The following is a 25,372-nucleotide window of genomic DNA, read 5'->3' as shown; positions in this document are numbered from 1 at the left end:
TCGAGGATTGCGAGGTTCAGATGTCCGGATGCTGCGGTGACGATCTTTGCGCGGCCGGCGCACCCAAGCCCGAGGGCGGTTGGCGTCGGGCCCTGTGGATCGCCCTGGCGGTCAACGCGGGAATGTTCGTCGTCGAGGCCGTCGCCGGCCTAGCGGCGGGGTCGGCTTCGCTGCAGGCCGACGCCCTCGACTTCCTCGGGGATGCGGCGAACTACGCGATCAGCCTGTCTGTGGCGGGCCTGGCTCTGGCTTGGCGGGCGCGGGCGGCCCTGGTGAAGGGCGCCACCATGCTGTCCTTCGGGGTCTGGGTTTGGGGGGTGACGCTATGGGGCGTGTGGCGCGGTCAGGCGCCCCAGGCCGAGGTGATGGGCGCGGTAGGGCTCGCGGCGCTGGTCGCCAACCTTGCGGTCGCCGCGCTGCTGTTCAGCTTTCGCCGGGGCGACGCCAACATGCGTTCGGTCTGGATCTGCTCGCGCAACGACGCGATCGGCAACTTGGCGGTGCTGCTGGCCGCCGCCGGCGTGCTGGGCACCGGCACCCGCTGGCCGGACCTGGCGGTGGCGGCAGTCATGGCGGGCCTGGCCCTGCAAGGCGGCTGGCAGGTGGTCCGCCAGGCCCTGGGCGAGCTTAGGACGCCGGCGCCCGCCGACTCCGCGGCCCCAGAACCGCGCTGGCGGGTCAGCGTCCGCCGCCAGCCCTCCCGCGGCTAGGCCACCGCCGGCTCCAGGATGCGCACGGTCCCGGCCCCGGCGTCGATCTCGGCCATAACCCCTTCGGGCAGGCTGAACTGGTCGTCCACGTGGCCGAACGCCAGCCCCTGGAAGGCCGGCACGCCCAGCGGCGCCAGGTGCTGGGCCAGCACCTGCGACAGGGTGAAGCCGTTGGCCGAGGAGCCGGCCTTGGCCACGCAGTCGGTGCACTGGCCGAACACCACCCCGGCGAGCTTGCCCAGCACCCCGCCCAGGGCGAGCTGGGTCAGCATCCGGTCGATCCGGTACTCGGCCTCGTCCACGTCCTCCAGGAACAGGATCGCCCCCGAGAAGTCCGGCAGGTAGGGCGTGCCCATCAGGGCGGTCAGCACCGTCAGGTTGCCGCCCAGCAGGCGGCCCTGGGCGAGGCCATTGTGGAAGGCCCGGGTGCGGCCTTCCCGCTGCACCAGCCGGTCCTCGTCCCCGGGCGGGTTGCGCCAAGTCGGCGTCGCCCCCTCGAAGGCCAGGGCCCGGAAGCTGTCCCAGGACATCTGCGTCCAGGAGCTGGCCCCGATCGGCCCGTGGATGGTGGAAAATCCGGCCCGCGCGGCGAAGGCCATGTGCAGGGCGGTAATGTCGCTGTAGCCGACCAGCAGCTTCGGGTTCGCCCGGATCGTCGCCCAGTCCAGCCACGGCAGGATCCGCGCCGCGCCCCAGCCCCCGCGCACGGCGAACACCGCCTTGACCTCGGGGTCCGCGTACATGGCGTTCAGGTCCGCGGCCCGGGCCTTGTCGTCCCCGGCCAGATAGCCGTAGCGGTCCAGCACGTGGGCGCCCAGCCGGGGCTTCAGCCCCATGGCCGCTATGGTCTCCTGCACCAGCTCCAGGGCGTAGGGGTCGTCCGAATAGGTGGCCGGCGCCACCAGCCCCACCGTGTCGCCGGGCCGCAGCCGGGGCGGCTTGCGCAGGGCCGGCCCCGCCGCCCCGGCGGCCCCCGTGCTCGCCGGCGCCGCCGCCGCCGCCAGTCCCAGCGCCAAGGCCCGCCGCCTGTTCATCTTCCGCCTCCGCCCATGCGGGGCGAGCGCGCCCCCCGTCCGCCTTTGTCTAGCGCCCCCGGCGGCGGGCGCCACGGGAAAGGAGGCCGCGCGGGCGATTGCGCCGTCCCCGCCCAGGCTCTAGGCGGCGGCCTGCAGCTCGGGCCACTGGCGCACCAGGGTGGCCATGTCGAAATAGTCGCGCCACACCTGGATCAGGCCGTCGCGCACCTCGAACACCCCCACGACCGGCAGCTCCGCCCAGCGGTCGGGGCCGAGCTGGTGGCGGTCCAGCCGCTCGACGATCACCGTCTCCCCGCTCGCCGCCTCGCGCACGATCTTGAACTCGTTGGCCATGGTCGGGGCGAAGAACGGCTCCAGCACCGCGCGCACCCCCGCCGGCCCCCGCACCGTCGTCATCGGCAGGTTGGTGTATTCGCACCCCTCGGCGATCCACTTCAGCCCCTCGTCGTAGTCGAGGGCTTCCATGGCCTTCAGGAACGCGTGGACGACGTGGGTCGGCGTTTGGGTCATCTTCGGGTCTCCGGCGCAGCGGCTGTTGTCGCGCCCAGCAAACCCCGCCCCGCGCACCGGCGCGATTACCTGGCGGGTAAGCGCCGCCGCACGCAGCCCCTCGGCGGAGGCCTGACGCTGCGGAGGCCTGACGCTGCGGAGGCCTGACGCTGCGGAGGGATGACGAACGCGCGCGGATCGCGCAACGTCGCGCCCTGTCCGATTTCAGCAAGAGCGCCTCGAGGCCCCCATGAAGACCCGCATCACCGAACTCCTCGGAATCCGCCACCCGATCGTCCAGGGCGGCATGCACTACGTCGGCTTCGCCGAGATGGCGGCGGCGGTGTCCAACGCCGGCGGCCTTGGGATCATCACCGGCCTCACCCAGGGCACGCCCGAGAAGCTGGCGGCCGAGATCGCCCGCTGCAAGACCATGACCGACAAGCCGTTCGGCGTGAACCTCACCTTCCTGCCGGCGGTCACGCCCCCCGACTACGCCGGCCTCATCGACGTGATCGTCGACAGCGGCGTCAAGGTCGTGGAGACCGCCGGCAACAACCCGCAGAAGTGGCTGCCCAAGCTCAAGGACGCGGACATCAAGATCATCCACAAGTGCACCGCCGTGCGCCACGCCCTCAAGGCCGAGGCCATCGGCTGCGACGCGGTCAGCGTCGACGGCTTCGAGTGCGGCGGCCACCCCGGTGAGGACGACGTGCCCAACTTCATCCTGCTGCCCCGCGCGGCCGAGGAGCTGAAGGTGCCGTTCCTGGCTTCCGGCGGCATGGCCGACGGCCGCTCCCTGGTGGCGGCCCTGGCCCTGGGCGCCGACGGCATGAACATGGGCACCCGCTTCATGGCCACCCAGGAGGCTCCGGTGCACCCCAATGTGAAGCAGGCCCTGGTGAACGCCAGCGAGCTCGACACCCGCCTGATCATGCGCCCCCTGCGCAACACCGAGCGGGTGCTGGTCAACGCCGGGGTCGAGCGTCTGATCGCCAAGGAGAAGGAGCTGGGCGACAAGCTCCAGTTCGCCGACATCGCCGAGGAGGTGGCCGGCGTCTACCCGCGCATCATGCGCGACGGCGACATGGACGCGGGCGGCTGGTCCTGCGGCATGGTCGCCGGCCTGATCCACGACGTGCCCACCGTCCAGGAACTGATCGACCGCATCATGGCCGAAGCCGAAGCCATCCTGCGCCAACGCCTGCGCCAGTTCGAGGAGGCGTAGGGGCCGGAGCCGGCGCGGGGGCGGCGGGGCGCCCCTCCGCGCGGCCGCTTTGGCGATTGGTCGGCGCGGTGTCTGGTATGCGCCATCAGCGGACATTGGTTTGCCGCCCGAGAGCGGACTTGAAGCATAGCCGACCCGGACCACGGCCCCCCCGTGACTAGCGCTTGCGCCGGGCGGCCTCAGCAATGTCGTCCTTGATTTTCTTTCTCATCGCCTTCAGGAGCGCGTCATTGGGCACCGTAGGCAAGAATCCCTTTGGGTCTGCTAGGTAGCGCTTCCGCTCCAAGCGATAGAACAGCGGATCTACGATCAAGGCGCTGGCGTGACCCCAGGCGAGAATAGCCAACAGGAACATGACAAGCGCGCCACAAACGAAAACCCCACCAACCCAGGGCGTGATCGCCGCAATGAAATCGCCGACCGGGTCTTCATAAGAACCCCGCCGGAAACGCTTCACGTCGTAGGCGACCGCGCCCTCTGATGAATAGCTCAAGAGCTTTAGGGTCGGGTGATCGAAGAGATCGGCGAAGTCCGTCAATGTCCAAATCTGGACCTTGGCGCTGCCTCCGGGAGCAATAGGTGCGAGCTCGAACGCCTTCACCTCGGACAACCGGCGAAATTTCCCGTCCTGCCGGATAGAAACTACGCTCGCTGCTATAGTCTGAAATTGAAAGCGAATGTTCTCAACCCGGCGGGTACCGGGATTCGTGATGGTCATAGTCACCAAATAGAGGGGTTCTCCCTCGGCCAGCTTCTGGGCTTCGTATGGGCCGAGGTCACGATTCATCTGCTCTGAGGTACCGCCCTCCCTAGTAGGAACGGGCAGCCATTGGGCCGAGACAACTTCAGCACGTAGTCGGTCGGTGCTGAAGTGGCGGACAATGGGTCCCTGGAAAACGATGACCAGCAATCCGGCAAGCGCGCCGGTAAGAATCGTTCCGAAAAAGCCAAAGACGTACTTCATGGATTAGCCCGCATTGCCAGATGCGGGACCCTATCGGAGGTTGCGGAGGCTCCACCACCGGCTATTGGGACGAGCTAGGATGCGCCAGGAGCGGAGTTTCGATCCCAGTCAGGATGCGGTCCAGAGCGTAGGTCGTTCGTCCGACGCATTTGAGGTGCGGTATTGTTCGCATGGACCTCGCTACTTGAACGCTTCTACCCCGAGGATCGCCAAGCGGTCCGGGCCGAGGGAAGCGACAACCTTCTCTCCTAGTAGGTTGACCAGCAGAGCCCGGAGCTGATGCCGTTTCGCGGCCTCTAGCCGAGCCATGAATGCACCGCCATCTTCCAGAACGGCCATCGATGCGACATGGCCGATGGTGAATGACTCCAGCGCTCTCACGACTTGTCCGATGTTGCGCTTCTCCTCGACACACTTCGGGATTTGGACCATGGCGGCCATTGCAGCTTCGATCTTCTCGATCTTTCTCGCAGGCGCGCAGAGCTTGTACGTATGTCCCTTTCGGCGGATCTCGACACCCAGAAACTCCGCGACCTCCGAGGGTCCGAGGATGCTGGTCTTGCTTCCGTCAAGCAGATCGGGAACTTCCAAGTCAAGCTCGGCAAGCCCCTCGTGAATAGCCTTCAGTGCCGCCTCGCAGGCCCCGCGGCCATCCGCGAACACCGCGATATCATCTGCGTACCGGACGGCCACGATCCCAAACTTCTCAAGGCGTTCATCGAACCGCTTGAGCAGCAAGTTTGAGAGGATGGGAGATACCGGCATTCCCTGCCGGAGCCCGACGCCGGCTAGAACACCGTTCTGCGTTACCAACTCCACGTCCTCCGAGGTGCGCAGCTGCAGCTCGGAGTCGACGGCGCGACAAAGGAGGCCAGCGACTACCCTCCAGCCGACCTTTCGACGTATGAGCTGTTTCAATTGGCTGCGAGGAATTCGGTCGAAGAACCTGACGATGTCACACTTCAGGACCCATGGCCTGGACTGGCGGAGCCTAAGGGCCGCCCGTTGCGCGTCAGCGAGTGTCCGCTGCTTGGCGAAGCCATAGCTAATCTCGGACGAGGGCTGGAAGCGTGAGTCAGCCTCAAGGTGGCGCAGGATGGCCCGCTGCACCAGACGGTCTCGTACGGTTGGGATCGCGAGGATGCGGTACCCGCCCGAGTCTTTGAGGACCCGCGCCAGACGCAGCCGGTTGAAGCTGTAGGAGTCCGCGCGGATTTCCTGTCGGATACGCTCAATGTTGTCGGCTAGATCGCTGGCGAAGTGCGGAGCTCTGACCCCATCGACCCCTGGCGCACCTGGGTTTCCCGACGCGTCGCGGCTATTCCGCCAAGCCTCCCGCATCGCCTCGGTCGATAGCGAGGCGGGAAGACGCCTGCGACCAGTCCCCCCCGAGTACCAAGGTTCAGCTCCTCGGGGCAGTTTGGCAGTGCGATCCCCACCCTGGCGCACCTTGCGATGCCGGGTGAGAACCGTGGTCCCCGCCATCGGCGACGCGGTGTGCGCACGCCACGGGCGAAGGCGAAACGAGGCGACGATCCAGGGTCACACCCGCGCTCACGCGGAACGAACCCTCGACGGTCGCGCCCACCACCAAGAAGATGGCGACAAACCCCGCGAGCGCAACCCGCCCGGCCGCCCCCACATCGAGAACAAACTATGAACGCGCAGCGATCTCGGCGCGAAATGCGTCCCCGCCGGGCGGCCCTCCGTCACTTGAGCTAATGGCCCGGCCCTGGATACGCTTTCCGAGCGACACTTTGCTTCCTCCATTCCAGTGCGATCCCCACCCTGGCGCACCTTGCGATGCCGGGTGAGAACCGTGGTCCCCGCCATCGGCGACGCGGTGTGCGCACGCCACGGGCGAAGGCGAAACGAGGCGACAGAGGCCACGACGAAAGGAAACAAGTCGGACCTATAGCACGAATAAGCTGAGTCGCGCGACCGACGAAGCCAAAAGTTAAGGTTAAGTAAGCGACTTCGTGGCCGCAACTTCCCCTGCAGCGGGGCCCAGCAAGTAGACATTCTGAACGTCCCCTCAGAGCCCGCTCCCGCCGCAACGCCCCCCCTACACCGCCTGCCCCGCGCACCAGCCGCTGGCCCAGGCCCATTGGAAGTTGTAGCCGCCGAGCCAGCCGGTGACGTCCACGACCTCGCCGACGAAGTAGAGCCCGGGCGCGCGCCTTGACTGCATGGTGCGGGAGTCCAGTTCCCTGGTGTCCACCCCGCCCAGGGTCACCTCGGCGGTGCGGTAGCCTTCCGAGCCCACCGGCTTCACCCGCCAGGCGTTCACCGCCTCGCCCACCGCCTTCAGCGTCCGGTCGGGAGTGTCGGCCAGCCGCCCGCCGGCGCCGGCGGTCTCGCAGATCGCCTGGGCCAGGCGCCGGGGCAGGCGCTCGGCCAGGGCCCCGGCCGCCGACTGGCGCCCGTTCGCCCGCTTGGCCGCCTTCAGCGCCTCGAACACGTCCACGCCGGGGGCCATGTCGATCGCGATCGCCTCGCCCTCGCGCCAGTAGGACGAGATCTGCAGGATCGCCGGCCCGCTCACCCCGCGGTGGGTGAACAGCATGGCCTCCGAAAAGGCCTGGCGCCCGCAGCTCACCTTCGCGTCCACCGCCACCCCCGCCAGGGGCTTCAGCCGCTCCAGGAGCCCGGCCTCGAAGGTCAGTGGCACGAGCGCCGGCCGCGTCTCGGTCACCTCGAGGCCGAACTGGGCGGCGAGCTGATAGCCGAAGCCGCTGGCCCCCATCTTGGGGATCGACTTGCCGCCGGTCGCCACCACCAGGGCGCGGCAGCTCACCGCCTCGCCCCCCACGCGCAGGGAGAAGCCCTCGCCCGTCTGCTCGATCGCCTCTGCGGCGACGCCCAGGCGCAGCTCCGCCCCGTGCCGGCGCATCAGGCCGAGCAGCATGTCGACGATCTGCTGGGCGCTGCCGTCGCAGAAGAGCTGGCCCAGCGTCTTTTCGTGCCAGGCGATCCCGTGCGCCTCCACCAGGGCGATGAAGTCCTTGGGGGTGTAGCGGCTGAGGGCCGAGATGCAGAACCGCGGGTTCTGCGACAGGAAGGCCTTGGGCTCGGTGTTCAGGTTGGTGAAGTTGCAGCGCCCGCCGCCGGAGATGCGGATCTTCTCGCCGGCCTTGCGGGCGTGGTCGGCCACCAGCACGCGCCGGCCGCGCCTGGCGGCCTCGATGGCGCACATCATGCCCGCCGCCCCGGCGCCGATCACCACCACGTCGTAGGCCTGCAAGCGCTCCTCCCTGATCCTTGGGCTCTATGGCACAGGCCGGCGGCCAACGCGCCCCTTGGCGCGCGGGGCCGACCTGCTACACCCGGCCCATGGCCTGGACCCGACGCTACGACGAGCCCGAACCCCAGCGGGTGAACCGCTGGCTGGCGCAGAGCGGCGTCTGCTCGCGCCGCGAGGCCGAGGCCCTGATCGCCGAGGGCCTGGTCAGCATCGACGGCCAGACGGTGGCCGATCCGGGCCGCAAGATCGAGCGGGGCCAGACCCTGACCCTGGCCGACCGCGCCGAGGCCCGGCTGCAGGGGGCGCTCAGCGTGGTGCTGCACAAGCCGGTCAGCATCGTCTCGGCCCAGCCCGAGCCGGGCCAGGTCCCCGCCGTGCGCCTGCTGACGGCCGAGGCCCTGGTCGGCGAGAGCCCGGTGATCCCCGATGCGGACACCCGCCTCGCCCCCCTCGGGCGGCTCGACATGGACAGCCGCGGCCTTCTGATCCTGTCGGAGGACGGGGTGCTGGCCAAGGCGGTGATCGGCCCCGACAGCCAGCTCGAGAAGGAATACCTCGTCCGCGTGGCCGGCGAGATCACCGAGCGCAAGCTCGGCCTCCTGCGCCACGGCCTGTCGCTGGACGGCCGCCAGCTGCGCCCCGCCCGCGTCGGCCTCGCCGGCGAGCAGCGCCTGCGCTTCGTCCTCAAGGAGGGCCGCAACCGCCAGATCCGGCGCATGTGCGAGCTGGTGGACCTGAAGGTCGTCGACCTTCTGCGCATCCGCATCGGCTCGGTGAAGCTGGGCGACCTGCCCCAGGGCCGCTGGCGCCTGCTCACCGCCGCCGAGCGCGAGGCCCTGATCCATCCCCCACCCCCGCCCCGGCCGGCGGGCCGGCCCGCGCGCCGCGCCGGCCAGGGGGACGAATCGGCCCAGAACGGAGGGCGGACGCGACCGGGCGCGCGTTGAAGGAGGCCGCCATGCGCATCGTTCTCTACAAGGGCCAGTCGCAGTACGGCTCCCTGCGCCTGCACGCCGACCAGCTCGCCCAGGCCCTGGCCGAGCTCGGCCACGAGGCGAGCATCGTCGACCTCCTGGCCCCGGACGCCAACGACCGGCTGAAGGCCACCTTCGACTCCCGGCCCGACGCCTACCTCGGCTTCGGCGGCGTCGGCGTCGACATCCAGTCCAACGGCGTCTCGATCTACGACCTCCTGGGCGCCGCCTTCGCCTCGGTCCACGTGGACCACCCGGTCCACCACATCGCCCGCCTTTCGGCCAGGGTCGGCCGCCACGCCGCCTTCTTCCTGGACCGCAGCCACGTCGAGTTCGTGAGGGCCTGGCCCGGCGGGCGCAGCCTCGCCGCCGTCGCCTTCATGCCCCCCGGCGCCAACGAGCTGGCCGAGCCCGCCGACACCTCCGACGCCGCCTTCGCCGCCCGCGACATCGGCCTGCTCTTCACCGGCACCTATCGCGGCGAGCCCGGCGCGCCCTGGCGGGCCCAGCCGGAGGGCGCGGTCCGCACGATCATGGAGGATGTCGCCCAGCGCATGCGCGCGGATGCGACCCTGCCGATCCTCAAGGCCCTGGACGCGGCCCTGCGGCACGTCATCAACGCCCCCCTCACCGAGGACCTGCTCGGCAAGTTCGCCCCCGTGCTCAGCCAGCCCCAGCTCTACGCGGAGGCCTGGCACCGCAACGCCCTGGTCGAGGTGCTGGGCGCGGCCGGCGCGCCGATGACGGTCTACGGCAAGGGCTGGGGCGCCCTGGCCGAGCGCTTCCCCTCCCTCGCCTGGGGCGGCGAGGGCAGCTTCGAGCAGACCCTGTCGCTCCTGCGCCGGGCGCGGCTGGTCTTGAACACCAACAACGGCTTCGTCGACGGCGGGCACGAGCGGGTGTTCACCGCCATGTGCGGCGGCGCGGCGGTGATCAGCGACGCCAACCCCTGGTACGCCGAGGCCTTCGCCCCCGCCGAGCTCTCGACCTTCGAGTGGCGCGCGATGGACGCGGTCCCCGCGCAGATCGAGGCCCTGCTCGCCGACCCCGCCGCCCTCGCCGCCCAGGCCCGCGCCGGGGCGGCCAAGGCCCTGGCGGGACACACCTGGCGCGCCCGCGCGCAGACCCTGGTGCAAACGCTCAGCGCGATCCCTTGAGCGCCTCGTACTCGTCCGGCGTGCCGCAGAACACCACCGCCTCGCGCGCGATCAGGCTGTAGCCGATCTTCGCTCCCCGCCCGATCAGGTGGTTGTAGATGGGCGCCACGTAGAGCTCCTTCGCCTGCGGCGCGGCCCGCTCCCGCTCCAGCGCCCAGGCGAAGTCCGAGGCCCGGGAAAAGTGGTAGAGCCCGGTGCAGCACAGGTCCGAGATCGGCCGCTTCTCGGCGGTCTCCAGCGCCAGCGGCTCAGGTCCGGGCGTGGGCCGCACATAGGACCAGTTGTCCCCGTCCCCGCGGAACACCTCCAGCCAGCCGTCCAGCCCCGCCATCGCCGGCGGAAACGAAAACCCCGGCCGGAAGGTGTCGATGTTGAAGATGGTCAGCGGCGGGTCGCCCGCGATCGCCGCCCCCGCCAGCCCCGCCGCCACCGTCTCGGCCTGGCCCGCCGTCGGCGCCGCCAGCCGCACGACCTGGGCCTCGGCGATCCCCAGCCGCGCGCACTCGCCCCGCACGAAGGCCTCGGCCGCCGCGTCAGGCCCGACGACGAACAGGAACGCATGGCTCTCGAACTGGGCGGCGAAGCTCTCCACCGCATGGGCGAACACGCTGCGCCCCTCCAGTTCCAGCCGGTATTTCGGCTGCGCATAGCCCGCGTCGAAGAAGCGCTGCGAGCGCCCGGCCATGGGAATGACGATCATTGAGAGTCGAGCTCAAGAAAGAGCCTCAAGGCGTTGGCGATGAACGCCATTTGCCGCTCAGGTTTATCCGCGTGCAGAGGGATCATCGACAGGAACAGGCTCACCGTCACCGCCTGCACCGGGACCGAGCGCCCGCGCACCCCGCGCACGTTCATCTCGCCCAGCGCCGCCTCCAGCCACGGCTGGCAGGCGATCGGCTCGAAGGCGATGGAGAAGTCTGCGCCGCGCCGCTCGGCCCGGCAGCGGCCGGCGATGATCTGGTCGTAGCGCCCGACGATCGAGTGGGCGAGCTTGGCCAGGTCGTAGCGCACGTCGCCGTAGAGGGTCGGCCGCTCGCCCACCAGCCCCCGCGGGTCGATCGCCCGGATCCGCCGCACGCGGCTGTCGTAGAGGATGTTCGAAAAGCAGAAGTCGCCGTGGCACACGCTGTCGGCCGCCCCGCTCTGGAGGTCGTAGGCCGGCACCAGCCGCTCGGCGATCGCGCGCAGCGAGGGGGCGGGCCGCCCCTCCAGGCTCAGCGCCGCGTCGATGTCGAAGCCGGTCTCGCGGGCGAAGGCCTCCAGCCGCGCCGCGGTCTTGTCGGCCGCCAGCGCCTTCAGCGCCGCATCCCCCGAGCCGCCCCCGCTCAGCTGCGCGCAGGTGCGCAGGAACGCCTCGCACGAGGCCAGGATCCGCAGCCACGGCTGGCGCGCCAGCGCCCCGTGCACGAACAGCTCCGAGAGCACCGGCAGATACTCGTACTCGGTCTCGTAGAAGCTGCGCCCGGCCTCCGCGCCGAACCCCAGGAGCCGCGCGCAATAGACCTGCACCGCCGGCGGCGCCTCCTGCAGCCAGTGCGCCTCAGCCCAGATCTTGGCCTCGTCGCGGCTCGACTTGCGCGCTGTCAGCCCGTCGATCCGCACGGTGTTGAACGCCCGCGCCGTGGTCACCGCCAGGCGCGACTGGAAGAAGGTCTGCAGGTGGCCGAAGTCCAGCCAGCGCCCGCCGCCGAGCGCCCGCATCGGCCGGCCGGCGGCGTAGTGGTTCACCCCGGCGATGAAGTCCCCGCGCATCCGCGTCAGCGAGCGCAGCAGCTCCACCCCCGAGGAAAATGAGAAATAGCCCGCCGCCACCGGCTGGTGCTCGCGCCCCTCCTCGCCGGCCCGGGTGTCGACCAGGACGGTGATCCGTCCCGAGGCGTCGGTCTCGATCTCGGCCCAGGCGTATTCGTTCGAGCGCCGCGCCCCGACGATCACGTCGTCGGCGTGCAGCGGCGGCTCGGCGATCAGGGTGTCGCCGTGCAGGATGTGCACCGGCCCCTCGCCCGCGCCGATCGAGTTCAGGGCGTAGACCACCGCCTCGCCCAGCCGCAGGCCCTCGGGGATCGGCGCCACCTCCACCCCCGCCCGCGCCAGCCGCTCGCGGTCGTAGTCGGTCAGGCCGTAGCCCTCCGGCAGCACCAGGTGCTGGCGCGTGCCGCCCAGGGCCTCGAGCTGCAGCTCGTAGAGCTTCTGCACTCCTACGGGCAGCATCGCCGGCGGCAGCGGCCCGAACTCGGCGGCCAGCTCCTGGCCCACCACCGCCCCGGACATGATCAGCCGCACGGGCTCGCCGCCGGCCGCCATCCTAGCGCTCCTTGCCGATCAGCTCGGCGATCTGCGCCAGGCTCATGGTCACGAACTCGCTCGGCCGCACCGCCCGGTCGTCCACATAGAAGCCCTCGGTCCCGCACCAGGGCTTGCCCACGTGGATCTCGTCGTAGGGCACCTCGTGCCGGGCCAGCCACTCGATGATCACCGGCAGGGTGTTGGCGTTGATCAGGCCGAGCTGGCCGCCGTAGGTGCGCATGTTCCGCGCCGAGGCGATGATGATCTGGAACCCCTCGGCCTTGTACTGGCGGATCTTCTCGATCAGCGGCAGGTTCGGCTCGCGCTCGGGATAGCTGCGCGCCGGGTCGTCCAGCGCGATGGTCCCGTCCAGGTCGAACACGAGCCGCTTCATGGGCCGAATCTAGGACGATTCGAGCCGCCGCCCCGGCTATGCTCTCGCCGCCCTCCCCGCCTTGCAGGACCCGCTCATGCCGCAAAGCCCGCAGACCGCCGCCCCGCTCGGCGTCCTCGCCTTCGCCGGCAGCCTGCGGGCGGGCTCCTACAACCGCGCCCTCCTGCGCGCGGCCCAGGAGCTCGCGCCCGAGGACCTTTCCCTCACCCTCTTCGACCTGATCGAGGTGCCGCTCTACAACGGCGACGTGGAGGCCGCGGGCGACCCGCCGGCCGTGGCCGCCTTCAAGGCCGCCATCGCCGCCGCCGACGGGGTGCTGATCGCCACGCCGGAGTACAATCACGGCGTGCCGGGCGTGACCAAGAACGCGATCGACTGGGCCTCGCGCCCCCCGCGCGAGGCGCCCCTGGGCGGCAAACCGGTGGCGATCATCGGCGCCTCCCCCGGCGCCACCGGCACGGCCCGCGGCCAGAGCCAGCTTCGCCAGGCCTTCGAGTTCACCAACTCCTTCGCCATGCCCCAGCCCGAGCTGCTGGTCTTCCGCGCCCACGAGAAGTTCGACGAGGCAGGCCGCCTCACCGACGAGGCCACCCGCCGCTATCTGAAGAGCTTCCTGGAGGCCTTCGCCGCCTGGATCCGCCGCTTCGCCTGAACAGGTCCGGCCGCCCGGCGCGCTGCTAGGTCCGCACGAGCCTCAGGCCATGACGCCCCCGCCGCCGCCGCCAGGCCCGAGAGCGCAGCCGCGGCGCCATCAGGACGGCGATCGGAATCGAGACCACGAAGGTCGCCGCGATCACCCCGGGGAACAGCCCCTGGGGCGCCCCAAGCGCCAATAGCCCGATCAGCCCCAGGCCGAACACCACGGCCTGGACCATGGGATAGATCAGCGCGGCGATCGCCGCATTGGTGCGCATGGCAAGCTCCCGCGAAGGTGGACGTCGCGAAGGGAACGCGCAGGCGGGCGGGAGCGATCCGCGGGGGCGGCGGCTCAGAGCGTCAGGGTCAGCTCCAGCTCGTCGTGGAGCGGGATCGCGTACTCGCCCACGCGGGGGATCGACGGCTTCAGCCCCCGCGCCCGATCCACCGCGCCGGGCCGCAGGGCGGTCAGGCGAAAGCCGCGCCGCTGGTAGAACCGCAGGGCGTCCAGATTGTCGTTGGTGGTCGTCAGCCGCAGGGCGCGGAAGCCCTCGAGGGCGGGGACGATCGCCGCCAGCAGGGCGGTTCCCACCCCGGCGGCCCGCTCGAAGGCGTTGATCGCCACCAGCTCGGCGATCGGCCGCGCCTCCAGGCTCACCGCCGCCACCCCGGCCATCTCGCCCGCCCCGAACATCTCGCCCGCCACGAAGATCTCGCAGGCCTCGAAGCGATAGGAGCGCCCGTCCACGATCACCGGCTCCCCCCAGGCGTCCACCAGGGCGGCCACGGCGGCGGCGCGTTCGGCGCCATGGGCGAGGCGAGCGTGCATCATCGCATCCTCGCACGCAGAGCCGCCGCGCGCGAGCTGCGGCGCTTGGGGAGGCGGAAGCGGCGGCAGGACGGCGTCGCTCGGCGGGTTTCATTCCCCTCGGAGGGCGTCGCGTTCGCGCCAGATCCGGACACTGGGAGACGGCTCGAAGCGGACAACTCCTGCGCTCTCGGCCCGCCCGACAGGCCGAGCCAAAGTCCGACGGGAGTTCGACTAGCGATGCCCCCGAAGATTGCATCTAGGCGCGAACCGGACCAAACCACGCATGGATCTGACTTGCGGCCTGGGGTGGGTTCATTCGGATCGGCGTAGCTTTGAGCGGCCAACCACGGACCTGGCGAGCAGGGGCGAGACGCATGAACCATCGACGCGGCCGGCCGGCGCTATGACGGGCGCTGTTCCGGGCGACCCGCAGAGGGGGACGCAAGATCGCGCCGGATGGACGCGTCGGCTCGCGACGCTCGGCATCGGCATGGGCGCTCTGGCTTGGCCGGCCGCGGGCGCCGCCGGGCCGACTTCCGACGACTTGCGCCGCATCGCCGCCATGGAGGCCGGCCTCAAGCCCGCTCGCGCGACTGCGGGCGCGCGGCGCCTCACGGACAGGATGGCTGAGCTCAAGGTGCCCGGCGTCAGCTTGGCCTACTTCGGGGATGGTCGGCTCCGCTGGACCCGGGCCTACGGCGTCACCGATGCCGCTCAGCCCTCCCCGGTTACGCCCGAGACGCGGTTTCAGGCCGCGTCCCTGACGAAGGCCGTGGCGGCGACGGTCGCCCTGCGTCTCGTGGAGGGCGGCGCGCTCCAGCTCGATCAGGACGTCGGTCCGCTCCTGGTCTCGTGGAAGATGTCGGACAGTGAGCTGACGCGGGACGAAAAGGTGACGCTGCGGCGGCTTCTCAGCCACACCGCCGGGCTCTCCGTCTCCGGCTTCCCCGGCTACGCTCGGGGCACGGCCTTGCCGAGCCCGGTGCAGGTGCTTTCCGGCGCCCCGCCTGCGATCACGCCGCCGGTCATCTCGCTGACGAAGCCTGGGACCAAGTGGAGCTACTCAGGCGGCGGCTACCAGGTCGCGGAACTGCTGATGGCCGATGTGACCGGCACGCCGTTCGCCCGTTTGGCCGAGCGCTTCGTCCTGGGCCCAGCGGGCATGAAGCTGTCGACCCTGGAGCAGCCGCTTCCGACACGGCTGGCGTCAAAGGCCGCGACGGGTCACAGCCTGAACGGCGCGCCGCTGGCCGGCAGGTGGCATGCCTATCCTGAACTGGCCTCGGCCGGCCTCTGGACGACGCCCAGCGACTATGCCCGGTTCATGATCGGGCTGCAGAACGCCCATGCCGGACGCCGTCCCGCATTGCTCGGTCAGGACTCTGCGCGCGCGATGATGACCCCTGTCCTGAACGGCTACGGGCTGGGGTGGAACCTCGTGCCGCGCGGGGATTACGCCTCGTTCGAGCACCGCGGCGGCAACGCAGGATTCCAGAGTTACGCCGCGGGTCTGCTGGACGGATCGCGGCAGGGCTTCGTCGTCATGACCAATGCCGACCCGGGCATGATCCTTGTCAATGAGATCACCGACGCCCTCGCGGCCGCCTACGACTGGCCAGCCCGGCGCTGAGCGCTCTTCGCCGACGCCTTCGCTCTCCATGCGGTGGCCGCCGCGGCGGACGTTCTCGCGTTCGCATTCATCTGCGCCCGGCCGGTCGGCCCCGCGCTCCAGGCCACAAGGCGAAAAGGCCGTCGCCGGACGGCCGGACGGACAAATCTCGAACGCGCCAGTTGCGGAAGTCGGGATCGGCTCAGGAACGGGACATTCGGCGCCAGGCGGCCCAGTTGCTCAGCCTTCCATACTCGCGCGCTTGGCTCGGTGCGTCTCACGCGCTGGAGGCTCTCCGAACTGGCGCCGATATTCACGCGTGAACTGCGGCACGCTCTCGTAGCCGACCGCGTGGGCGGCGACGCTGGGCTTCAGGTCTTTGGCCAGCATCAGGCGCCGGGCCTCAATGAGCCGCAGCCTCTTCTGGAACTGCAAGGGGGAGAGCGAGGTCACGGCGCGGAAATGCTGGTGGAAGGTCGAGAGGCTCATCCCTGCGGCGGCGGCGAGCCGCGCAACCGGCAACGGGGACGCGTAGTCCCGGCGCAGGATCTCGACCGCACGGGCGATCCGCTGCGAGCGGCTGTCGCGATGGCCCAGATGACGGATCGCCGGGCCGTGGCGGCCGGCCAGCAACCAGTAGTGCATCTCCCGCACCAGTTGAGCCTGCAGCACCTGCACCGCGGCGGGGCGGCTCAAGAGGTTGACGAGGCGCAAGGCCGTGTCGGCGGCTTCCGCGTCCGTGGGCTGGAGCCACAGTGTGGCGCCTTCATTGGCGGCCACTGCCTCCATCTGGGCGCTGAGGTCGGCGATCACAGCTGTGTCGAGGTGGAGCGCGAACGACAGATACGGCGCCTCGGGACTGGCGCGGGCGATCTGGCTCACCGTGAGCGCGTCGGCGGTGAGAAGCATCGAGTCGCCGGCGCCGAACGCAAGCGACTGGCGGCCCGTCGTGACGTGCTTCGCCCCCTGCACGACGAGGCAGATCAAGGGATGGTCGACGGCGTGCCGCAACTCGCCCGCCGAAGTCGCTCGCACTAGGTGCATCCCCGCGACCGGCGTGTCGGCGATGCCGGCGGCGTCCGCATGCGCCTTGGCGTAGCGGTCGATGGCGTCTCGCAGGGCTTGGCTCACGCTTCATGCATACCGAACCGGCTGCACAACCAGAAGCACATCCGGAGGTTTAGGCAAGTTTCTCGCTATTGCGCGCAACCTGAGCGCCTCGTGCGGCGACACAAAGCGCTTGGCCGCGCAGATCTGACCCGGCGCGGCGAAGGAGATCGACCTTGACCACGCAAGACACAGACGAGCACCGCGGCGTCGTGATGACCGGCGAGGATGGCGAGGAAGGCCGAAAGGCCTTCTACATCCTGATCGAGGCCCGCCCCGGCCGTGAAGACGATGTCGTGCAGATGCTTCGCGATATTCGGGCCTGCGTAGAGAATGAGCCCTCTACAGGCCCGTGGTACGCCGTGCGGCATTCGCCGACGACCTTCGCCATTTTCGAGGTCTTTCCGGATATCGCCGGCCGCGAGGCGCACGTGGCGGGCGGCGGCGGGGATATCTTCCGCGACCTCGCCCGGATGAACCTGATCCTGGCCTGTCCCGCTCACGTGCAGAAGGTGGACGTTCTTCTCTGCAAGGCTGTGTTCGCCTAGCTGAGGTCATGTCCCCCGTGCGCCAAATTCGGGCGACCTGGATCCAGGCGCCTGCGCCTGCGCATTGCGGATCTCGTGAATGTGCGCAACGAGACCACAGCGGCACCACAGGAGCCACCCCAAAATCCTTGACTCCGGCCTCGATCTGTGTTCCCTTTTTGTTCATGGTCGATCTTGAGGCGATGCAGGACAGGCAGGGTCGGCTCCTGGGGGAGCTGGCCGAGCTGGGGATGGCGTTCGCCCGGGAGCTGAAGGGCAAGGTCGGCGAGGTGCGCAGCCTTGAGGAGGCCGAGTGTAGCGCGACACATGAATCTGGAGCGCGGGACACATGGTTCTGGAGCGGTTCTATAATTTGGACGCTAGCCTAGCGATGCCACGATCGACCGATCGCCCACAGGAGCTCACCCCAGGACCAAAGAGCTAGGCCGAGAGGAAATCCGACTTTCAGGCTGTCCATCACCCACTCCAGCGCGCGTTGTTGCCGGGAGCCTGGAGATTGCGCGCTCGACATGCCTAGCGGTCTCCTTTTGAAGCGCCTCGAACCGAGGGCGCAGTTGAGAGGCGGCATACAGTGCCTTGCCGCGACGCGCTTCGATCGCCATGCGCTCCTGGTCATTCCGCGCAGCGTTGAGTTCTTTGACGCAGGCGTCGGCCTTGAGCTCCTCACGTTCGATGCGCTTTTCAAAAGACCGAGCGTGGGCTTCCGCCCGGCTCCAGGCCTCAGTCTGCCTCTCGATCAGACGCGTTTGAACCTCTTGATGGTGCCATGGCCAAGCGATCCGAATTAGCGAGAGATACTGGAGTAGGACGTAGGTCAGAAACCAGAACACCGCGTCGGTTAGAACCGTCTCAGGGAGAGTGAAGACCCTGAAGAGAGCTTTCGACGCGGCCTCGTCGTAGGTGTCGAACCGGATGGGAATCGCGAGAGCTGCGCCCATGTACAGCCACTTGCGGAGGGCGAGCAGTCGAGGCCATGGGCCGGCTGCAATAAGGCGTTCCTCGTCCTCTAGCATGCTGATCTGAAACGAGGCCATGGCCGCAGCCTACTGCCCGAGCGCGGCGTCTGGCACCGCCATCAACTCGCCCGCAGGTCCAGCCTTCAGTAGCTCCTGACCCGGCCCGTCGAGCTTTAGCCAGGCCGCCGCCCGTTCCGCGTCGAGGATCACCGGCTGGCGGTTGTGGATCTCGGCCATGTCCGGCCCCGGCGCGCAGGTGGCGAGGGTGAAGCTCTCCAGGGGGCCGTCATGGTCGGATGGGTTCGAGCGGTCCCACAGGCCGGCGAAATAGAAGACGTCCCGACCGACCGCCGAGATCCTCATCTTGATCTTCTCGCCCTTAGGGTTCGCTGGATCGACCTTCTTCCACTCGAAGAAGTGGCTGGCCGGCACGATGCAGCGGCGGCGTTTGAAGGGCTCTCGAAAGGCTGCAGTGGTCGCGATCGTCTCGGCGCGCGCGTTCGTGCACATCGCCTTCCAGTCTTTTACCGCGCCCTTGTGAAAAAAGGGCACCAGCCACCATCGCAGCTCGGTCATCGCGACACCGGCGCTGGGGTCGGCCGGATCGACTGGGCGAAGCACCGGCGCCCGGTTCGTCGGCCGGAACATTTCCCGCGGCTCAAGGTTCGGGATCCGCCCCTCGTCGAAGACGAACGGCATCAGGCCCTGGAAGTCCTCGACCAGGCGGCCGATCGGCTGATTGAGTCCGTAGGCGTTGCACATGGAAGGACGCTAACGCTTCCCGCCCAAGCGGCGCAATGACGACGCTGCCCGCAAAAGGCGAAGCCGGCCAGGTCGCTCCGGCCGGCCTCCTACCTAGCGCCGCCGCCGGCGTTTCCTGCGGACAACGACGTTCACCTCCGGCCCCGTGTAGGGGAACACATCGGAGAAGCGCCGCATGGAGTTCTCGGCCGTGCCCCCGTTCGTGCGAGGCAGCTCGGCGGTCAGCTCGACGCTGCCGTCGTCGATCACGTTGCCGATGACGGGCACGTAGCCGCCGGGGAAGTTCCTGGGGAGGGTCGGTTCGTCGTCGGACATGAGGCGTCTCCATCATGAGCGCCAACCCGGCAGAACTCGTACGCTCGGCCGAGGCGGGCTTCAAGGCCCGCTGATCACCACTTCGCCAGCCTTCTGCGCGCCCTTGCCGGCTAGCCCATAGAGCGTCTCCACGCCCTCAATCCGGAAGTCCGCGAAGATCTCGCGCACCTCGGGGTGGTCGTTCAACGACAGGATGAACCGCCCTCGAAGCCCCTTCAATTTCGCCGCCATGAGCCGAAAATCCTCCGGCGCGAACATGCCCAGGCCGTAGTCGCCCTCAGAGCCGAAGTACGGCGGGTCCAGGTAGAAGAGGGTCTCGGGCGTGTCGTAGCGCGCCAGGAAGTCGGCCCATGGTAAGCGCTCGATGATCACGCCGCCAAGGCGCTCGTGCAACTCAGCCAGGTCGACCCCGAGCTTCGTCACATCAATCCGCCCGGGCCGGTGGTGCGAGACGCCGAAGTTGCGCCCCCGCACCTTCCCGCCGAAGGCCGTGCGCTGCAGGTAGAGGAACCGCGCGGCCCGCTCCAGGTCGGTGAGGGTGTCCGGATCGACGGCGGTCAGCCGCTCGAACTCCGCCCGGGTGGTGATCTGGAACCGCATCATGTCCAGGAAGGCCACGTGGTGCCGCTGGAGGATGCGGTAGAAGGTGGCGACGTCGCGGCTCCAGTCGTTGATGACCTCGGCCTGGGGCTTCAGGCGGCGGCGCAGGAAGACGCCGCCCATGCCGACGAAAGGCTCGGCATAGGTGCGATGCGGGCCCCTCTCGATCCGCTCGACCAGGCGGCGCGCCAGGAAGCGCTTTCCGCCGATGTAGGGGGCCGCCGGCCGCGCGGGGGCGACGGCGGTGAACTCGGGACTCGACTCCATTGAGGTTGTGTTCTCGATTGGCCCCGCCGGTCGGACCGGTGGCGGGGCGGAAGGGGGCGTGCACCCCCCGGACGTGCGGGCTCATACCCCGCGGCTCGGGGCGTTGGCGCGCCCCGGCCCCCGTCGATGCGACGGAGGTGGTGCCTGTGAACAATCCAGAGACCCACTACGAGCTGGCGGCGCTCCCCGAACGCCGAAGGATCGCCTGGGCTCCCGCGTTGGCCAACGGCGCGGCCCTGCTCAGCCTCATCGGCATGGTCTCGAACCTCCCAGATGTCGACTTTGCTTTCCGGCAGCTCACGCCGATCTTGATCTGCCTTGCGGTCGGGGCCGGTGCTGGGCTCGTGTCCGTTGAGATGTCCGAATCCGCGGATCGCCTGCTGGCCAGGCTTCGAGCGATTGGCGAGGTGGAGCTGCCCGCCGGGGTGGAGGCTGCAAAGCAGTTGGCGAGCCTCGAACAGCAGATGTCCCAATCTGAAGCGGCACGATATCGCTCCACCTGCGATCTGATCGAAGTCAGAGCGCGTTCGATCCGTGAGGCCGACGCCGTCGTGAGGCGGTTCCAGGATTTTCGTGCTGAGGTTGACGCTTGGGATGCTGCGCTCGAGCGCGGGCGGCGCACGCTCCGCGAATACAAGTCGACGAAGGGGATCGACAGGTCGCCCTTGATCCCGGTCGTGATCGCCGCGCCCCCGCCGTCGATGACGAAGGCGACGACGGCGAGCTGGTCGACGTCGCCGGCGGGGATCCGGTCGCCCGACTGAAGCTCCTTCACCTGGCCGGCGTAGAGCGCGAGCGGCTTCTTGTTGGCCATGACGAAGGAGCCTCAGGATCAGGCGAGGGTGATGGGCGTGCCGCGCTCGAAGTTGATCGCGGTGGCGCTCACGGCGACGCCGACCGCCTGGACGACGTTGCCGGCTCCGGTCGGTGCGGCGGCCGCCGCCAGGCCGGCCGTAGTGGCCAGGAAGACCGGGCCGGGCGTCTGGCCGGTGACCTGGTCGTTGGTCCCCTCGAAATAGACCGTGGCGTTGGCGCCGCTGGTGACCGCCGCCAGCACGAAGCCGTGGGCTTCCTTGCCGGCGGTCGTCGCATCGGCCTTGCGGACCTTCGCGCCTGTCGCGTTGTGGATGTTGATGAAGTCGCCGGCGGCCAGGGCCTCCGAGGCTTCGATGACGGCGGTGTCCGCGCCGATGCCGGTGGGCATCATGGACATGGTGAGGCGCCCGTTCCCATCGAGGGCGGGGATCTTGTCGGCGTCGGGCGCGCCGCCGGTGACGGCGGTCTGGGTCTCGACGACGGCGCCATTGCCTCCATGGCGCAGGTATTTCGGTGCAGGCACGAAGCCCTCCAGGTCAGGGGGTGAAGATGGGCGGTCGCAGGTCGATCAGCAGCCGATCGGACGCGACCGCGACCCCGATCTGCCGAACAAAGGCCGCGGCGGGCGGCGTCTGTGTGAGAAGGCCGTTCAGGCCGAGGAAGACGGGACCGACGGTCCAGGCCCAGCTGCCCTCGACCATCTCGCCCACCGTCTGGACCGTGGCCGGTGCGCCGGCGATCGCCGCGCCGACGGTCACGCCCAGCACCAGCTCGGCGTCGCCGGCGACGTCCGCGCTGGCGTAGGCGACCTGGTCGCCCACCGCCTTGACCGCGCGGTGTCCGGAGACGGCTTCGGCGGCCGTCTTGGTGGCCGAGGCGCCGCCGGCGGGGCCAGGCGGTCCAGGCGGGCCGATCGGCCCTTCAAGGGTCTCTTCGACTTCGACCGTCTCGCCGCCGGCGGCGACGTCGATGCCTTCGTGGATGATGACGTCGAGGCTCATTGGCCCAGGCCCTTCACGCCCACGACCACGCCGCGCACCTGGCGCCAGCGGCCGGCCTGGTCCTCGGCCTGGACCTCCAAGTCGTAGTCCCCAGGCGCCAGCTCCTCGAGGACGTCGAGCGGCAGGCGCAGGCCGACGATGTTGTCGGTGATCTGGATCCGCCCGTTGGCGACGGTGAGGGCGATGGCCGTCGCCGGCGCGCTGGCGGCCCCGCCCTGCTTCCGGAGCCAGGCGCGGCCGTCCGCGATCGGCAGCGGCGCGCGCGGCGCGCCAGCCGTCCAGAAGCGGACGTCCTTGGCCCAGGGCTGGTCCAGCGGGACCTGCAGCTTGCCGGCGATGCGACCGAGGCTCATTGCGGCCACCCGGCTTCGATGTCGACCGCTAGCAGGGCGGCCCGGTCGTTCGCGTCCCGGGCCGCGACGATCTCCAGGGTGAGGTCCTTGGAGCGGGTGAAACAGGCCTGGATGTGGCCGCCGACCGCCAGGGCGACCGCCTGCAGGGCGGGCTTGCTGATCTCGACGAAGAGGCCCGGCTGCGCCTCCCAGTCCACAGCCTCGAGGGCGGGGTTCAGGTCGAACAGCTGCAGGGCGCCCGAGATCTTGCCCTGGCTGCGCTCGTCGGTGCGGACCGGCGTGCCCGCCACCTCGACGCCGGCGGTCTCCACCTGCCAGCGCTTGTCGCGGACGGCCGCCATCTTCGCCTCGGCCAGCTCGGCGATCGGGATGTCCTCGAGGACGCGTTGGCGAACCGGCTGGCCGTTCTCGATCGCGATCGAGGTCGAGACCACGCGCTTGCCGGCCGGCACGGGACCGGGCTCAGCGATCGGGAAGACGCCGATCGAGGCGCGGGCTTGATCCGTCCAGGAGATCAGCGCCTCGGCCGGGTAGCGGTTGCGCTGCACTTCGCCAGCGATCTCGTGCTCGACCAGCACGCCGTCCTCGCCGGCCGTCCAATGCGTGCGCGGCTCGCCGACGAAGGGCGCGCCCCAGAAGCTCTCGCCCGGGACCAGCTCGGTCGCGACGCCGTTGATGATGATTGCGAACGCCATGGACCGCCTCAGAAGTTGCGCAGGGCGACGACGCCGTAGGAGACGCCGCCGGAGCCGGTGGTGAAGGGGACGTCGGACTCGCTCGTGTAGCCGGAGACGGCTGCGTAGCGGACGGTGGGGTCGTACTGCCCCGAGCCGCAGCTGGCGGCGGCCGTGAAGCCCGACGTCGGATAGCCGCCCCGGCCGGAGATCGAGAGGTAGAGGGCGTCGCCGTCCTGTTTGGTCCAGCCTGGCAGGGTCACCGAACCGCCGCTGGGGTTGTTCGTCCAGGAGGCCGAGGCCGCCAAGGCAGGGCCTCGTACGAAGACGATCAGCGAGGCGTTTCCGCCATTCTCGACGAACTTTCCGGCGACGAGATCGTCGGTCGTGACCGGCTTGTAGTAGGCCTGGGCCGAGCCAGTGACGTTGCCGACATAGTTCCAGCCGGCCATGTAGACGCCGCCGGGCGGATCGCCGAGCCACACCGCCAGATCGCCGGGCTCCACGCCGATCGGGATGACGAGATCCTGCGGCGCATAGAGCGGGCCGGCGCTCGAGGCGACCGCGCCGATGTAGACCGCCGGCACGTTGGGGCGGTCCGATCCGACCAGGGGCGACGGATAAGGGTGCATCAGGCCGCCTTCCGTCCGCTCATGTGGATCTTGCCGGTGTCGGCGCTGTACTGGCCCCAGAACTTGGTGACCTTGCCGGCGCCGCCGCTGAGGCCGCGGTAGCCGATCTCGTCGAAATCGAAGATCGAGTTCCAGGTGATGGTCCGGCCGCCGGTGGCGTCCTGCTTGATCCAGACCGCGACGGTCTGGCCGTCGACCAGATTGGTCGGCGCGCCCATCGTGCGGTCGCCGGCGATCGTGACCTTGGCGTTGAAGCCCAGGGCGACATTCCAGCTGATCGTCGCGCCGTCGGTCAGGGTCTGAAAGGCCTGCGAGCCGGCGAGCGCCGCCGGCGTGCACGCCTTGGCGCTGGAGGTCCCCGCCCTCACGTCGGCCACCGTCGCGGCCTCGACCTCGACCGTCCGGTCGGCAGTCAGGTCGCCGATCGTCTTGACCAGGCCCGCGCCGGTGAGGGTCCGGCTGGAGGGCGTCGCGCCGGCGCCCGTGGCGGCCAGGTGGAATGTCCAGTCGGTGATGCTCGTTCCCGAGCCGACGATCGAGGTGATGCGCAGCACGAGCGTCGTGCCCGAGTAGCTCTGGACCACGCCGGTCATCGACTGGGTGGCCGCCGCGGACGTGCGGGCCGCCGTGAGCACCATGCCCGGGACGATCGTCTTGCCCGACTGGATCTGGAACGTCTTGTCGGTGCCGACGGCGCCGGTGATGTTGTTGGACGTGACCGACGTGGCCGTGGTTCCTGGGGCGTTCAGCGCCGTGAGGGCCGCGGCCGCCGCCTCGCTCGCCTTGGTAGCCACGAAGTTCGCCACAGAGATGACGTTCGCCAGGATCTTGAAGAACCGCGTGACGTAGCCGTAGCTCGCCATGCCGGTCGCCGGGTCGCTGCCCGACGTGAAGGTCTCGCCGGTGCCGCCGATCGACGGCGGGAAGGTGACGGTGTCGACCATCTAGAGCAGCTCCCTGGCTTGCCAGCTGGTCCTGTTGAGCTGGACGTACGGATTGACGATGGGGTCGAGTTTGCCGAGGCGCGCGAGGAAGGCGCGGCGGGCCAGGTGCACGGTGTCGTCGGGGTTCTGGACCACCACGACCTCCCGGGTGATCCCCGAGCCGCGCTGGATCTCGAAGGCCCGGGCGAGCGCCTCGTCCTCCTCCATCCAGTCGGTCGAGAAGTTGAGGACGCGCCGACGGGTCCGCTCGTCGGCCGACTCCGCGCCGGACAGAGTGACCTCAATCTCGGAAGTGTCCTCGACGCCGAGGCTCCAGCCGAAGCTGGCGTTCATGGCCGGCTGCCAGGCGGGACCGATGAAGACCCGGCCGATGTCGATGAAGCCAGCCGCGTTGGCCTGGTCGTCGAACTCGAACAGCCAGAACTGGTCGGTGCTCTCCTCGGGCAGGATGTAGATCAGCTCGGTCTTCTGCCGGCCGATCTCCTTGTCCGTGTAGCGGCCGTCCCACCAGTTGGGGGCGCCCCAGGGCAGCGAGCCGAACGGATAGACCCTCGGCCAGACGTCCTGCCAGCCGCTGTCGACGCCGACGGCCGAGAAGTCGGAGACGGTGCTCGAGCGGATCCGGAAGCGCGCGTCCCGCGACAGGGTGTGGCGGACGATGTCGATCACCCGCACCACGTTGAAGACCTGCAGGTCGACCACGAACTTCGTGGCGCCAAGCGCCAGGCCGTTCGAGCGGGCGACCAGGCCCAGCTCGCGGTCCTGGATGTTGCCGAGCGGCAGGGCGGCGATCCAGGAGCCGTCGGAGACCAGCGCCTCGTCGATCAGGTTGTCGTAGCCGATCAGGATGTTCGCCAT

Annotated in this window: 30 protein-coding genes; 8 read left to right on the top strand and 22 right to left on the bottom strand. The window is 69.6% G+C overall.

The features are described 5' to 3' along the window. The first annotated feature begins 20 nt into the window (after positions 1 to 20). A complete protein-coding gene (locus ACK4YQ_RS17110; RefSeq protein ID WP_409612980.1) occupies positions 21 to 710 on the top strand; it encodes a cation transporter in 690 nt (229 codons plus the stop codon). Here ACK4YQ_RS17110 and ACK4YQ_RS17105 read toward each other — a convergent pair. Both ACK4YQ_RS17105 and ACK4YQ_RS17100 read right to left on the bottom strand, forming a co-directional pair. Further along, positions 707 to 1,744: an LD-carboxypeptidase gene (locus tag ACK4YQ_RS17105; RefSeq protein WP_409612978.1), complete on the bottom strand. Its 1,038-nt coding sequence runs from the start codon at positions 1,742 to 1,744 to the stop codon at positions 707 to 709. The genes ACK4YQ_RS17110 and ACK4YQ_RS17105 overlap by 4 nt on opposite strands. A gap of 120 nt (positions 1,745 to 1,864) precedes the next feature. Beyond that, positions 1,865 to 2,257: a limonene-1,2-epoxide hydrolase family protein gene (locus ACK4YQ_RS17100; protein WP_409612977.1), complete on the bottom strand. Its 393-nt coding sequence runs from the start codon at positions 2,255 to 2,257 to the stop codon at positions 1,865 to 1,867. Between the two features lie 229 nt (positions 2,258 to 2,486). Between ACK4YQ_RS17100 and ACK4YQ_RS17095 the strand changes: the two genes are divergently transcribed. Beyond that, positions 2,487 to 3,464 carry an NAD(P)H-dependent flavin oxidoreductase gene (locus tag ACK4YQ_RS17095; protein ID WP_409612975.1) on the top strand — a complete coding sequence of 326 codons (978 nt, stop codon included), beginning with the start codon at positions 2,487 to 2,489 and terminating at the stop codon, positions 3,462 to 3,464. A gap of 157 nt (positions 3,465 to 3,621) precedes the next feature. Here the strand turns inward: ACK4YQ_RS17095 and ACK4YQ_RS17090 are convergent, their stop codons facing one another. From ACK4YQ_RS17090 to ACK4YQ_RS17080, 3 genes are all read right to left on the bottom strand, one after another. Next, positions 3,622 to 4,428, bottom strand: coding sequence for a hypothetical protein (locus tag ACK4YQ_RS17090; protein ID WP_409612973.1), 807 nt, complete (start codon positions 4,426 to 4,428; stop codon positions 3,622 to 3,624). Between the two features lie 180 nt (positions 4,429 to 4,608). Then, a complete protein-coding gene (locus ACK4YQ_RS17085; RefSeq protein WP_409612971.1) occupies positions 4,609 to 5,769 on the bottom strand; it encodes a reverse transcriptase domain-containing protein in 1,161 nt (386 codons plus the stop codon). Positions 5,770 to 6,493: 724 nt separating this feature from the next. After that, the gene (locus tag ACK4YQ_RS17080) at positions 6,494 to 7,672 is read right to left on the bottom strand and encodes an NAD(P)/FAD-dependent oxidoreductase (protein WP_409612969.1); all 1,179 of its coding nucleotides are present in this window, start codon (positions 7,670 to 7,672) and stop codon (positions 6,494 to 6,496) included. An 89-nt stretch (positions 7,673 to 7,761) separates the two neighbouring features. On the opposite strand from ACK4YQ_RS17080, the gene ACK4YQ_RS17075 reads away from it, so the two are divergent. Beyond that, positions 7,762 to 8,619, top strand: coding sequence for a pseudouridine synthase (locus tag ACK4YQ_RS17075; RefSeq protein WP_409612968.1), 858 nt, complete (start codon positions 7,762 to 7,764; stop codon positions 8,617 to 8,619). An 11-nt stretch (positions 8,620 to 8,630) separates the two neighbouring features. Then, positions 8,631 to 9,803 (top strand): glycosyltransferase, encoded by a 1,173-nt coding sequence (locus ACK4YQ_RS17070; protein ID WP_409612966.1) that lies wholly within the window; start codon positions 8,631 to 8,633, stop codon positions 9,801 to 9,803. Here ACK4YQ_RS17070 and ACK4YQ_RS17065 read toward each other — a convergent pair. From ACK4YQ_RS17065 to ACK4YQ_RS17055, 3 genes are read right to left on the bottom strand one after another with little or no spacing between them, the layout of a single operon-like run. Further along, positions 9,787 to 10,503, bottom strand: coding sequence for an NTP transferase domain-containing protein (locus ACK4YQ_RS17065; RefSeq protein ID WP_409612964.1), 717 nt, complete (start codon positions 10,501 to 10,503; stop codon positions 9,787 to 9,789). The two genes, ACK4YQ_RS17070 and ACK4YQ_RS17065, sit on opposite strands and share 17 nt — an antisense overlap. Next, positions 10,500 to 12,107, bottom strand: coding sequence for a hypothetical protein (locus ACK4YQ_RS17060; RefSeq protein WP_409612963.1), 1,608 nt, complete (start codon positions 12,105 to 12,107; stop codon positions 10,500 to 10,502). Before ACK4YQ_RS17060 ends, ACK4YQ_RS17065 begins: the two co-directional genes overlap by 4 nt. Position 12,108: 1 nt before the next feature. Next, a complete protein-coding gene (locus tag ACK4YQ_RS17055; protein WP_409612961.1) occupies positions 12,109 to 12,483 on the bottom strand; it encodes a capsular biosynthesis protein in 375 nt (124 codons plus the stop codon). A 76-nt stretch (positions 12,484 to 12,559) separates the two neighbouring features. On the opposite strand from ACK4YQ_RS17055, the gene ACK4YQ_RS17050 reads away from it, so the two are divergent. Next, positions 12,560 to 13,135, top strand: a complete 576-nt coding sequence (locus tag ACK4YQ_RS17050) for an NADPH-dependent FMN reductase (RefSeq protein WP_409612959.1) — start codon at positions 12,560 to 12,562, stop codon at positions 13,133 to 13,135. Between the two features lie 25 nt (positions 13,136 to 13,160). Here the strand turns inward: ACK4YQ_RS17050 and ACK4YQ_RS17045 are convergent, their stop codons facing one another. Then, positions 13,161 to 13,397 carry a hypothetical protein gene (locus ACK4YQ_RS17045; RefSeq protein WP_409612957.1) on the bottom strand — a complete coding sequence of 79 codons (237 nt, stop codon included), beginning with the start codon at positions 13,395 to 13,397 and terminating at the stop codon, positions 13,161 to 13,163. A gap of 74 nt (positions 13,398 to 13,471) precedes the next feature. Further along, entirely contained in the window at positions 13,472 to 13,948 is a 477-nt protein-coding gene (locus ACK4YQ_RS17040) for a GNAT family N-acetyltransferase (protein WP_409612956.1), read from the bottom strand. Positions 13,949 to 14,333: 385 nt separating this feature from the next. On the opposite strand from ACK4YQ_RS17040, the gene ACK4YQ_RS17035 reads away from it, so the two are divergent. Continuing rightward, positions 14,334 to 15,560, top strand: a complete 1,227-nt coding sequence (locus ACK4YQ_RS17035; protein ID WP_409612954.1) for a serine hydrolase domain-containing protein — start codon at positions 14,334 to 14,336, stop codon at positions 15,558 to 15,560. A 219-nt stretch (positions 15,561 to 15,779) separates the two neighbouring features. On the opposite strand, the gene ACK4YQ_RS17030 is transcribed toward ACK4YQ_RS17035, so the two are convergent. Next, a complete protein-coding gene (locus ACK4YQ_RS17030) occupies positions 15,780 to 16,670 on the bottom strand; it encodes an AraC family transcriptional regulator N-terminal domain-containing protein (RefSeq protein ID WP_409612952.1) in 891 nt (296 codons plus the stop codon). 152 nt (positions 16,671 to 16,822) lie between these two features. Between ACK4YQ_RS17030 and ACK4YQ_RS17025 the strand changes: the two genes are divergently transcribed. After that, positions 16,823 to 17,194 carry a putative quinol monooxygenase gene (locus ACK4YQ_RS17025; RefSeq protein ID WP_409612950.1) on the top strand — a complete coding sequence of 124 codons (372 nt, stop codon included), beginning with the start codon at positions 16,823 to 16,825 and terminating at the stop codon, positions 17,192 to 17,194. A 401-nt stretch (positions 17,195 to 17,595) separates the two neighbouring features. Here ACK4YQ_RS17025 and ACK4YQ_RS17020 read toward each other — a convergent pair whose 3' ends face one another. The 4 genes from ACK4YQ_RS17020 to ACK4YQ_RS17005 all read right to left on the bottom strand — a co-directional run bounded on the left by ACK4YQ_RS17020 (position 17,596) and on the right by ACK4YQ_RS17005 (position 20,094). After that, positions 17,596 to 18,228 (bottom strand): hypothetical protein, encoded by a 633-nt coding sequence (locus ACK4YQ_RS17020; RefSeq protein ID WP_409612948.1) that lies wholly within the window; start codon positions 18,226 to 18,228, stop codon positions 17,596 to 17,598. A gap of 9 nt (positions 18,229 to 18,237) precedes the next feature. Beyond that, a complete protein-coding gene (locus ACK4YQ_RS17015) occupies positions 18,238 to 18,912 on the bottom strand; it encodes an SOS response-associated peptidase (RefSeq protein ID WP_409612946.1) in 675 nt (224 codons plus the stop codon). Positions 18,913 to 19,005: 93 nt separating this feature from the next. Then, positions 19,006 to 19,227: a hypothetical protein gene (locus ACK4YQ_RS17010; RefSeq protein WP_409612945.1), complete on the bottom strand. Its 222-nt coding sequence runs from the start codon at positions 19,225 to 19,227 to the stop codon at positions 19,006 to 19,008. Positions 19,228 to 19,287: 60 nt separating this feature from the next. Next, complete coding sequence (locus tag ACK4YQ_RS17005) at positions 19,288 to 20,094, bottom strand: DNA adenine methylase (protein WP_409612943.1); 807 nt, start codon at positions 20,092 to 20,094, stop codon at positions 19,288 to 19,290. A gap of 146 nt (positions 20,095 to 20,240) precedes the next feature. On the opposite strand from ACK4YQ_RS17005, the gene ACK4YQ_RS17000 reads away from it, so the two are divergent. Then, a complete protein-coding gene (locus ACK4YQ_RS17000) occupies positions 20,241 to 20,858 on the top strand; it encodes a hypothetical protein (RefSeq protein WP_409612941.1) in 618 nt (205 codons plus the stop codon). A gap of 68 nt (positions 20,859 to 20,926) precedes the next feature. On the opposite strand, the gene ACK4YQ_RS16995 is transcribed toward ACK4YQ_RS17000, so the two are convergent. From ACK4YQ_RS16995 to ACK4YQ_RS16965, 7 genes are read right to left on the bottom strand one after another with little or no spacing between them, the layout of a single operon-like run. Beyond that, a complete protein-coding gene (locus ACK4YQ_RS16995) occupies positions 20,927 to 21,433 on the bottom strand; it encodes a hypothetical protein (protein WP_409612939.1) in 507 nt (168 codons plus the stop codon). Between the two features lie 13 nt (positions 21,434 to 21,446). Then, positions 21,447 to 21,911 carry a hypothetical protein gene (locus ACK4YQ_RS16990; RefSeq protein WP_409612937.1) on the bottom strand — a complete coding sequence of 155 codons (465 nt, stop codon included), beginning with the start codon at positions 21,909 to 21,911 and terminating at the stop codon, positions 21,447 to 21,449. After that, positions 21,908 to 22,264 carry a hypothetical protein gene (locus ACK4YQ_RS16985; RefSeq protein WP_409612935.1) on the bottom strand — a complete coding sequence of 119 codons (357 nt, stop codon included), beginning with the start codon at positions 22,262 to 22,264 and terminating at the stop codon, positions 21,908 to 21,910. Before ACK4YQ_RS16985 ends, ACK4YQ_RS16990 begins: the two co-directional genes overlap by 4 nt. Next, positions 22,261 to 22,959 carry a DUF4376 domain-containing protein gene (locus ACK4YQ_RS16980; RefSeq protein WP_409612933.1) on the bottom strand — a complete coding sequence of 233 codons (699 nt, stop codon included), beginning with the start codon at positions 22,957 to 22,959 and terminating at the stop codon, positions 22,261 to 22,263. The genes ACK4YQ_RS16985 and ACK4YQ_RS16980 overlap by 4 nt, the downstream gene beginning before the upstream one ends. 8 nt (positions 22,960 to 22,967) lie before the next feature. Further along, a complete protein-coding gene (locus tag ACK4YQ_RS16975; RefSeq protein ID WP_409612932.1) occupies positions 22,968 to 23,570 on the bottom strand; it encodes a hypothetical protein in 603 nt (200 codons plus the stop codon). Beyond that, positions 23,570 to 24,514 (bottom strand): hypothetical protein, encoded by a 945-nt coding sequence (locus ACK4YQ_RS16970; RefSeq protein ID WP_409612930.1) that lies wholly within the window; start codon positions 24,512 to 24,514, stop codon positions 23,570 to 23,572. Before ACK4YQ_RS16970 ends, ACK4YQ_RS16975 begins: the two co-directional genes overlap by 1 nt. Continuing rightward, entirely contained in the window at positions 24,515 to 25,372 is an 858-nt protein-coding gene (locus tag ACK4YQ_RS16965; protein ID WP_409612929.1) for a hypothetical protein, read from the bottom strand.

The organism is Phenylobacterium sp., assembly GCF_046291545.1.
Lineage (GTDB): Bacteria > Pseudomonadota > Alphaproteobacteria > Caulobacterales > Caulobacteraceae > Phenylobacterium.
Note: the sequence above shows the minus strand (reverse complement) of the source record. Positions and strands in the feature narration are given on the sequence as shown.

Excerpts from the sequence above, each read along its gene's own strand:
- ACK4YQ_RS17110 (WP_409612980.1), top strand. The coding sequence starts at position 21 with ATGTCCGGATGCTGCGGTGACGATCTTTGCGCGGCCGGCGCACCCAAG.
- ACK4YQ_RS17105 (WP_409612978.1), bottom strand. The coding sequence starts at position 1,744 with ATGAACAGGCGGCGGGCCTTGGCGCTGGGACTGGCGGCGGCGGCGGCG.
- ACK4YQ_RS17100 (WP_409612977.1), bottom strand. The coding sequence starts at position 2,257 with ATGACCCAAACGCCGACCCACGTCGTCCACGCGTTCCTGAAGGCCATG.
- ACK4YQ_RS17095 (WP_409612975.1), top strand. The coding sequence starts at position 2,487 with ATGAAGACCCGCATCACCGAACTCCTCGGAATCCGCCACCCGATCGTC.
- ACK4YQ_RS17090 (WP_409612973.1), bottom strand. The coding sequence starts at position 4,428 with ATGAAGTACGTCTTTGGCTTTTTCGGAACGATTCTTACCGGCGCGCTT.
- ACK4YQ_RS17085 (WP_409612971.1), bottom strand. The coding sequence starts at position 5,769 with ATGCGGGAGGCTTGGCGGAATAGCCGCGACGCGTCGGGAAACCCAGGT.
- ACK4YQ_RS17075 (WP_409612968.1), top strand. The coding sequence starts at position 7,762 with ATGGCCTGGACCCGACGCTACGACGAGCCCGAACCCCAGCGGGTGAAC.
- ACK4YQ_RS17070 (WP_409612966.1), top strand. The coding sequence starts at position 8,631 with ATGCGCATCGTTCTCTACAAGGGCCAGTCGCAGTACGGCTCCCTGCGC.
- ACK4YQ_RS17065 (WP_409612964.1), bottom strand. The coding sequence starts at position 10,503 with ATGATCGTCATTCCCATGGCCGGGCGCTCGCAGCGCTTCTTCGACGCG.
- ACK4YQ_RS17060 (WP_409612963.1), bottom strand. The coding sequence starts at position 12,107 with ATGGCGGCCGGCGGCGAGCCCGTGCGGCTGATCATGTCCGGGGCGGTG.
- ACK4YQ_RS17055 (WP_409612961.1), bottom strand. The coding sequence starts at position 12,483 with ATGAAGCGGCTCGTGTTCGACCTGGACGGGACCATCGCGCTGGACGAC.
- ACK4YQ_RS17050 (WP_409612959.1), top strand. The coding sequence starts at position 12,560 with ATGCCGCAAAGCCCGCAGACCGCCGCCCCGCTCGGCGTCCTCGCCTTC.
- ACK4YQ_RS17045 (WP_409612957.1), bottom strand. The coding sequence starts at position 13,397 with ATGCGCACCAATGCGGCGATCGCCGCGCTGATCTATCCCATGGTCCAG.
- ACK4YQ_RS17040 (WP_409612956.1), bottom strand. The coding sequence starts at position 13,948 with ATGCACGCTCGCCTCGCCCATGGCGCCGAACGCGCCGCCGCCGTGGCC.
- ACK4YQ_RS17035 (WP_409612954.1), top strand. The coding sequence starts at position 14,334 with ATGACGGGCGCTGTTCCGGGCGACCCGCAGAGGGGGACGCAAGATCGC.
- ACK4YQ_RS17020 (WP_409612948.1), bottom strand. The coding sequence starts at position 18,228 with ATGGCCTCGTTTCAGATCAGCATGCTAGAGGACGAGGAACGCCTTATT.
- ACK4YQ_RS17015 (WP_409612946.1), bottom strand. The coding sequence starts at position 18,912 with ATGTGCAACGCCTACGGACTCAATCAGCCGATCGGCCGCCTGGTCGAG.
- ACK4YQ_RS17010 (WP_409612945.1), bottom strand. The coding sequence starts at position 19,227 with ATGTCCGACGACGAACCGACCCTCCCCAGGAACTTCCCCGGCGGCTAC.
- ACK4YQ_RS17005 (WP_409612943.1), bottom strand. The coding sequence starts at position 20,094 with ATGGAGTCGAGTCCCGAGTTCACCGCCGTCGCCCCCGCGCGGCCGGCG.
- ACK4YQ_RS16990 (WP_409612937.1), bottom strand. The coding sequence starts at position 21,911 with ATGAGCCTCGACGTCATCATCCACGAAGGCATCGACGTCGCCGCCGGC.
- ACK4YQ_RS16985 (WP_409612935.1), bottom strand. The coding sequence starts at position 22,264 with ATGAGCCTCGGTCGCATCGCCGGCAAGCTGCAGGTCCCGCTGGACCAG.
- ACK4YQ_RS16980 (WP_409612933.1), bottom strand. The coding sequence starts at position 22,959 with ATGGCGTTCGCAATCATCATCAACGGCGTCGCGACCGAGCTGGTCCCG.
- ACK4YQ_RS16975 (WP_409612932.1), bottom strand. The coding sequence starts at position 23,570 with ATGCACCCTTATCCGTCGCCCCTGGTCGGATCGGACCGCCCCAACGTG.
- ACK4YQ_RS16970 (WP_409612930.1), bottom strand. The coding sequence starts at position 24,514 with ATGGTCGACACCGTCACCTTCCCGCCGTCGATCGGCGGCACCGGCGAG.
- ACK4YQ_RS16965 (WP_409612929.1), bottom strand. The coding sequence starts at position 25,372 with ATGGCGAACATCCTGATCGGCTACGACAACCTGATCGACGAGGCGCTG.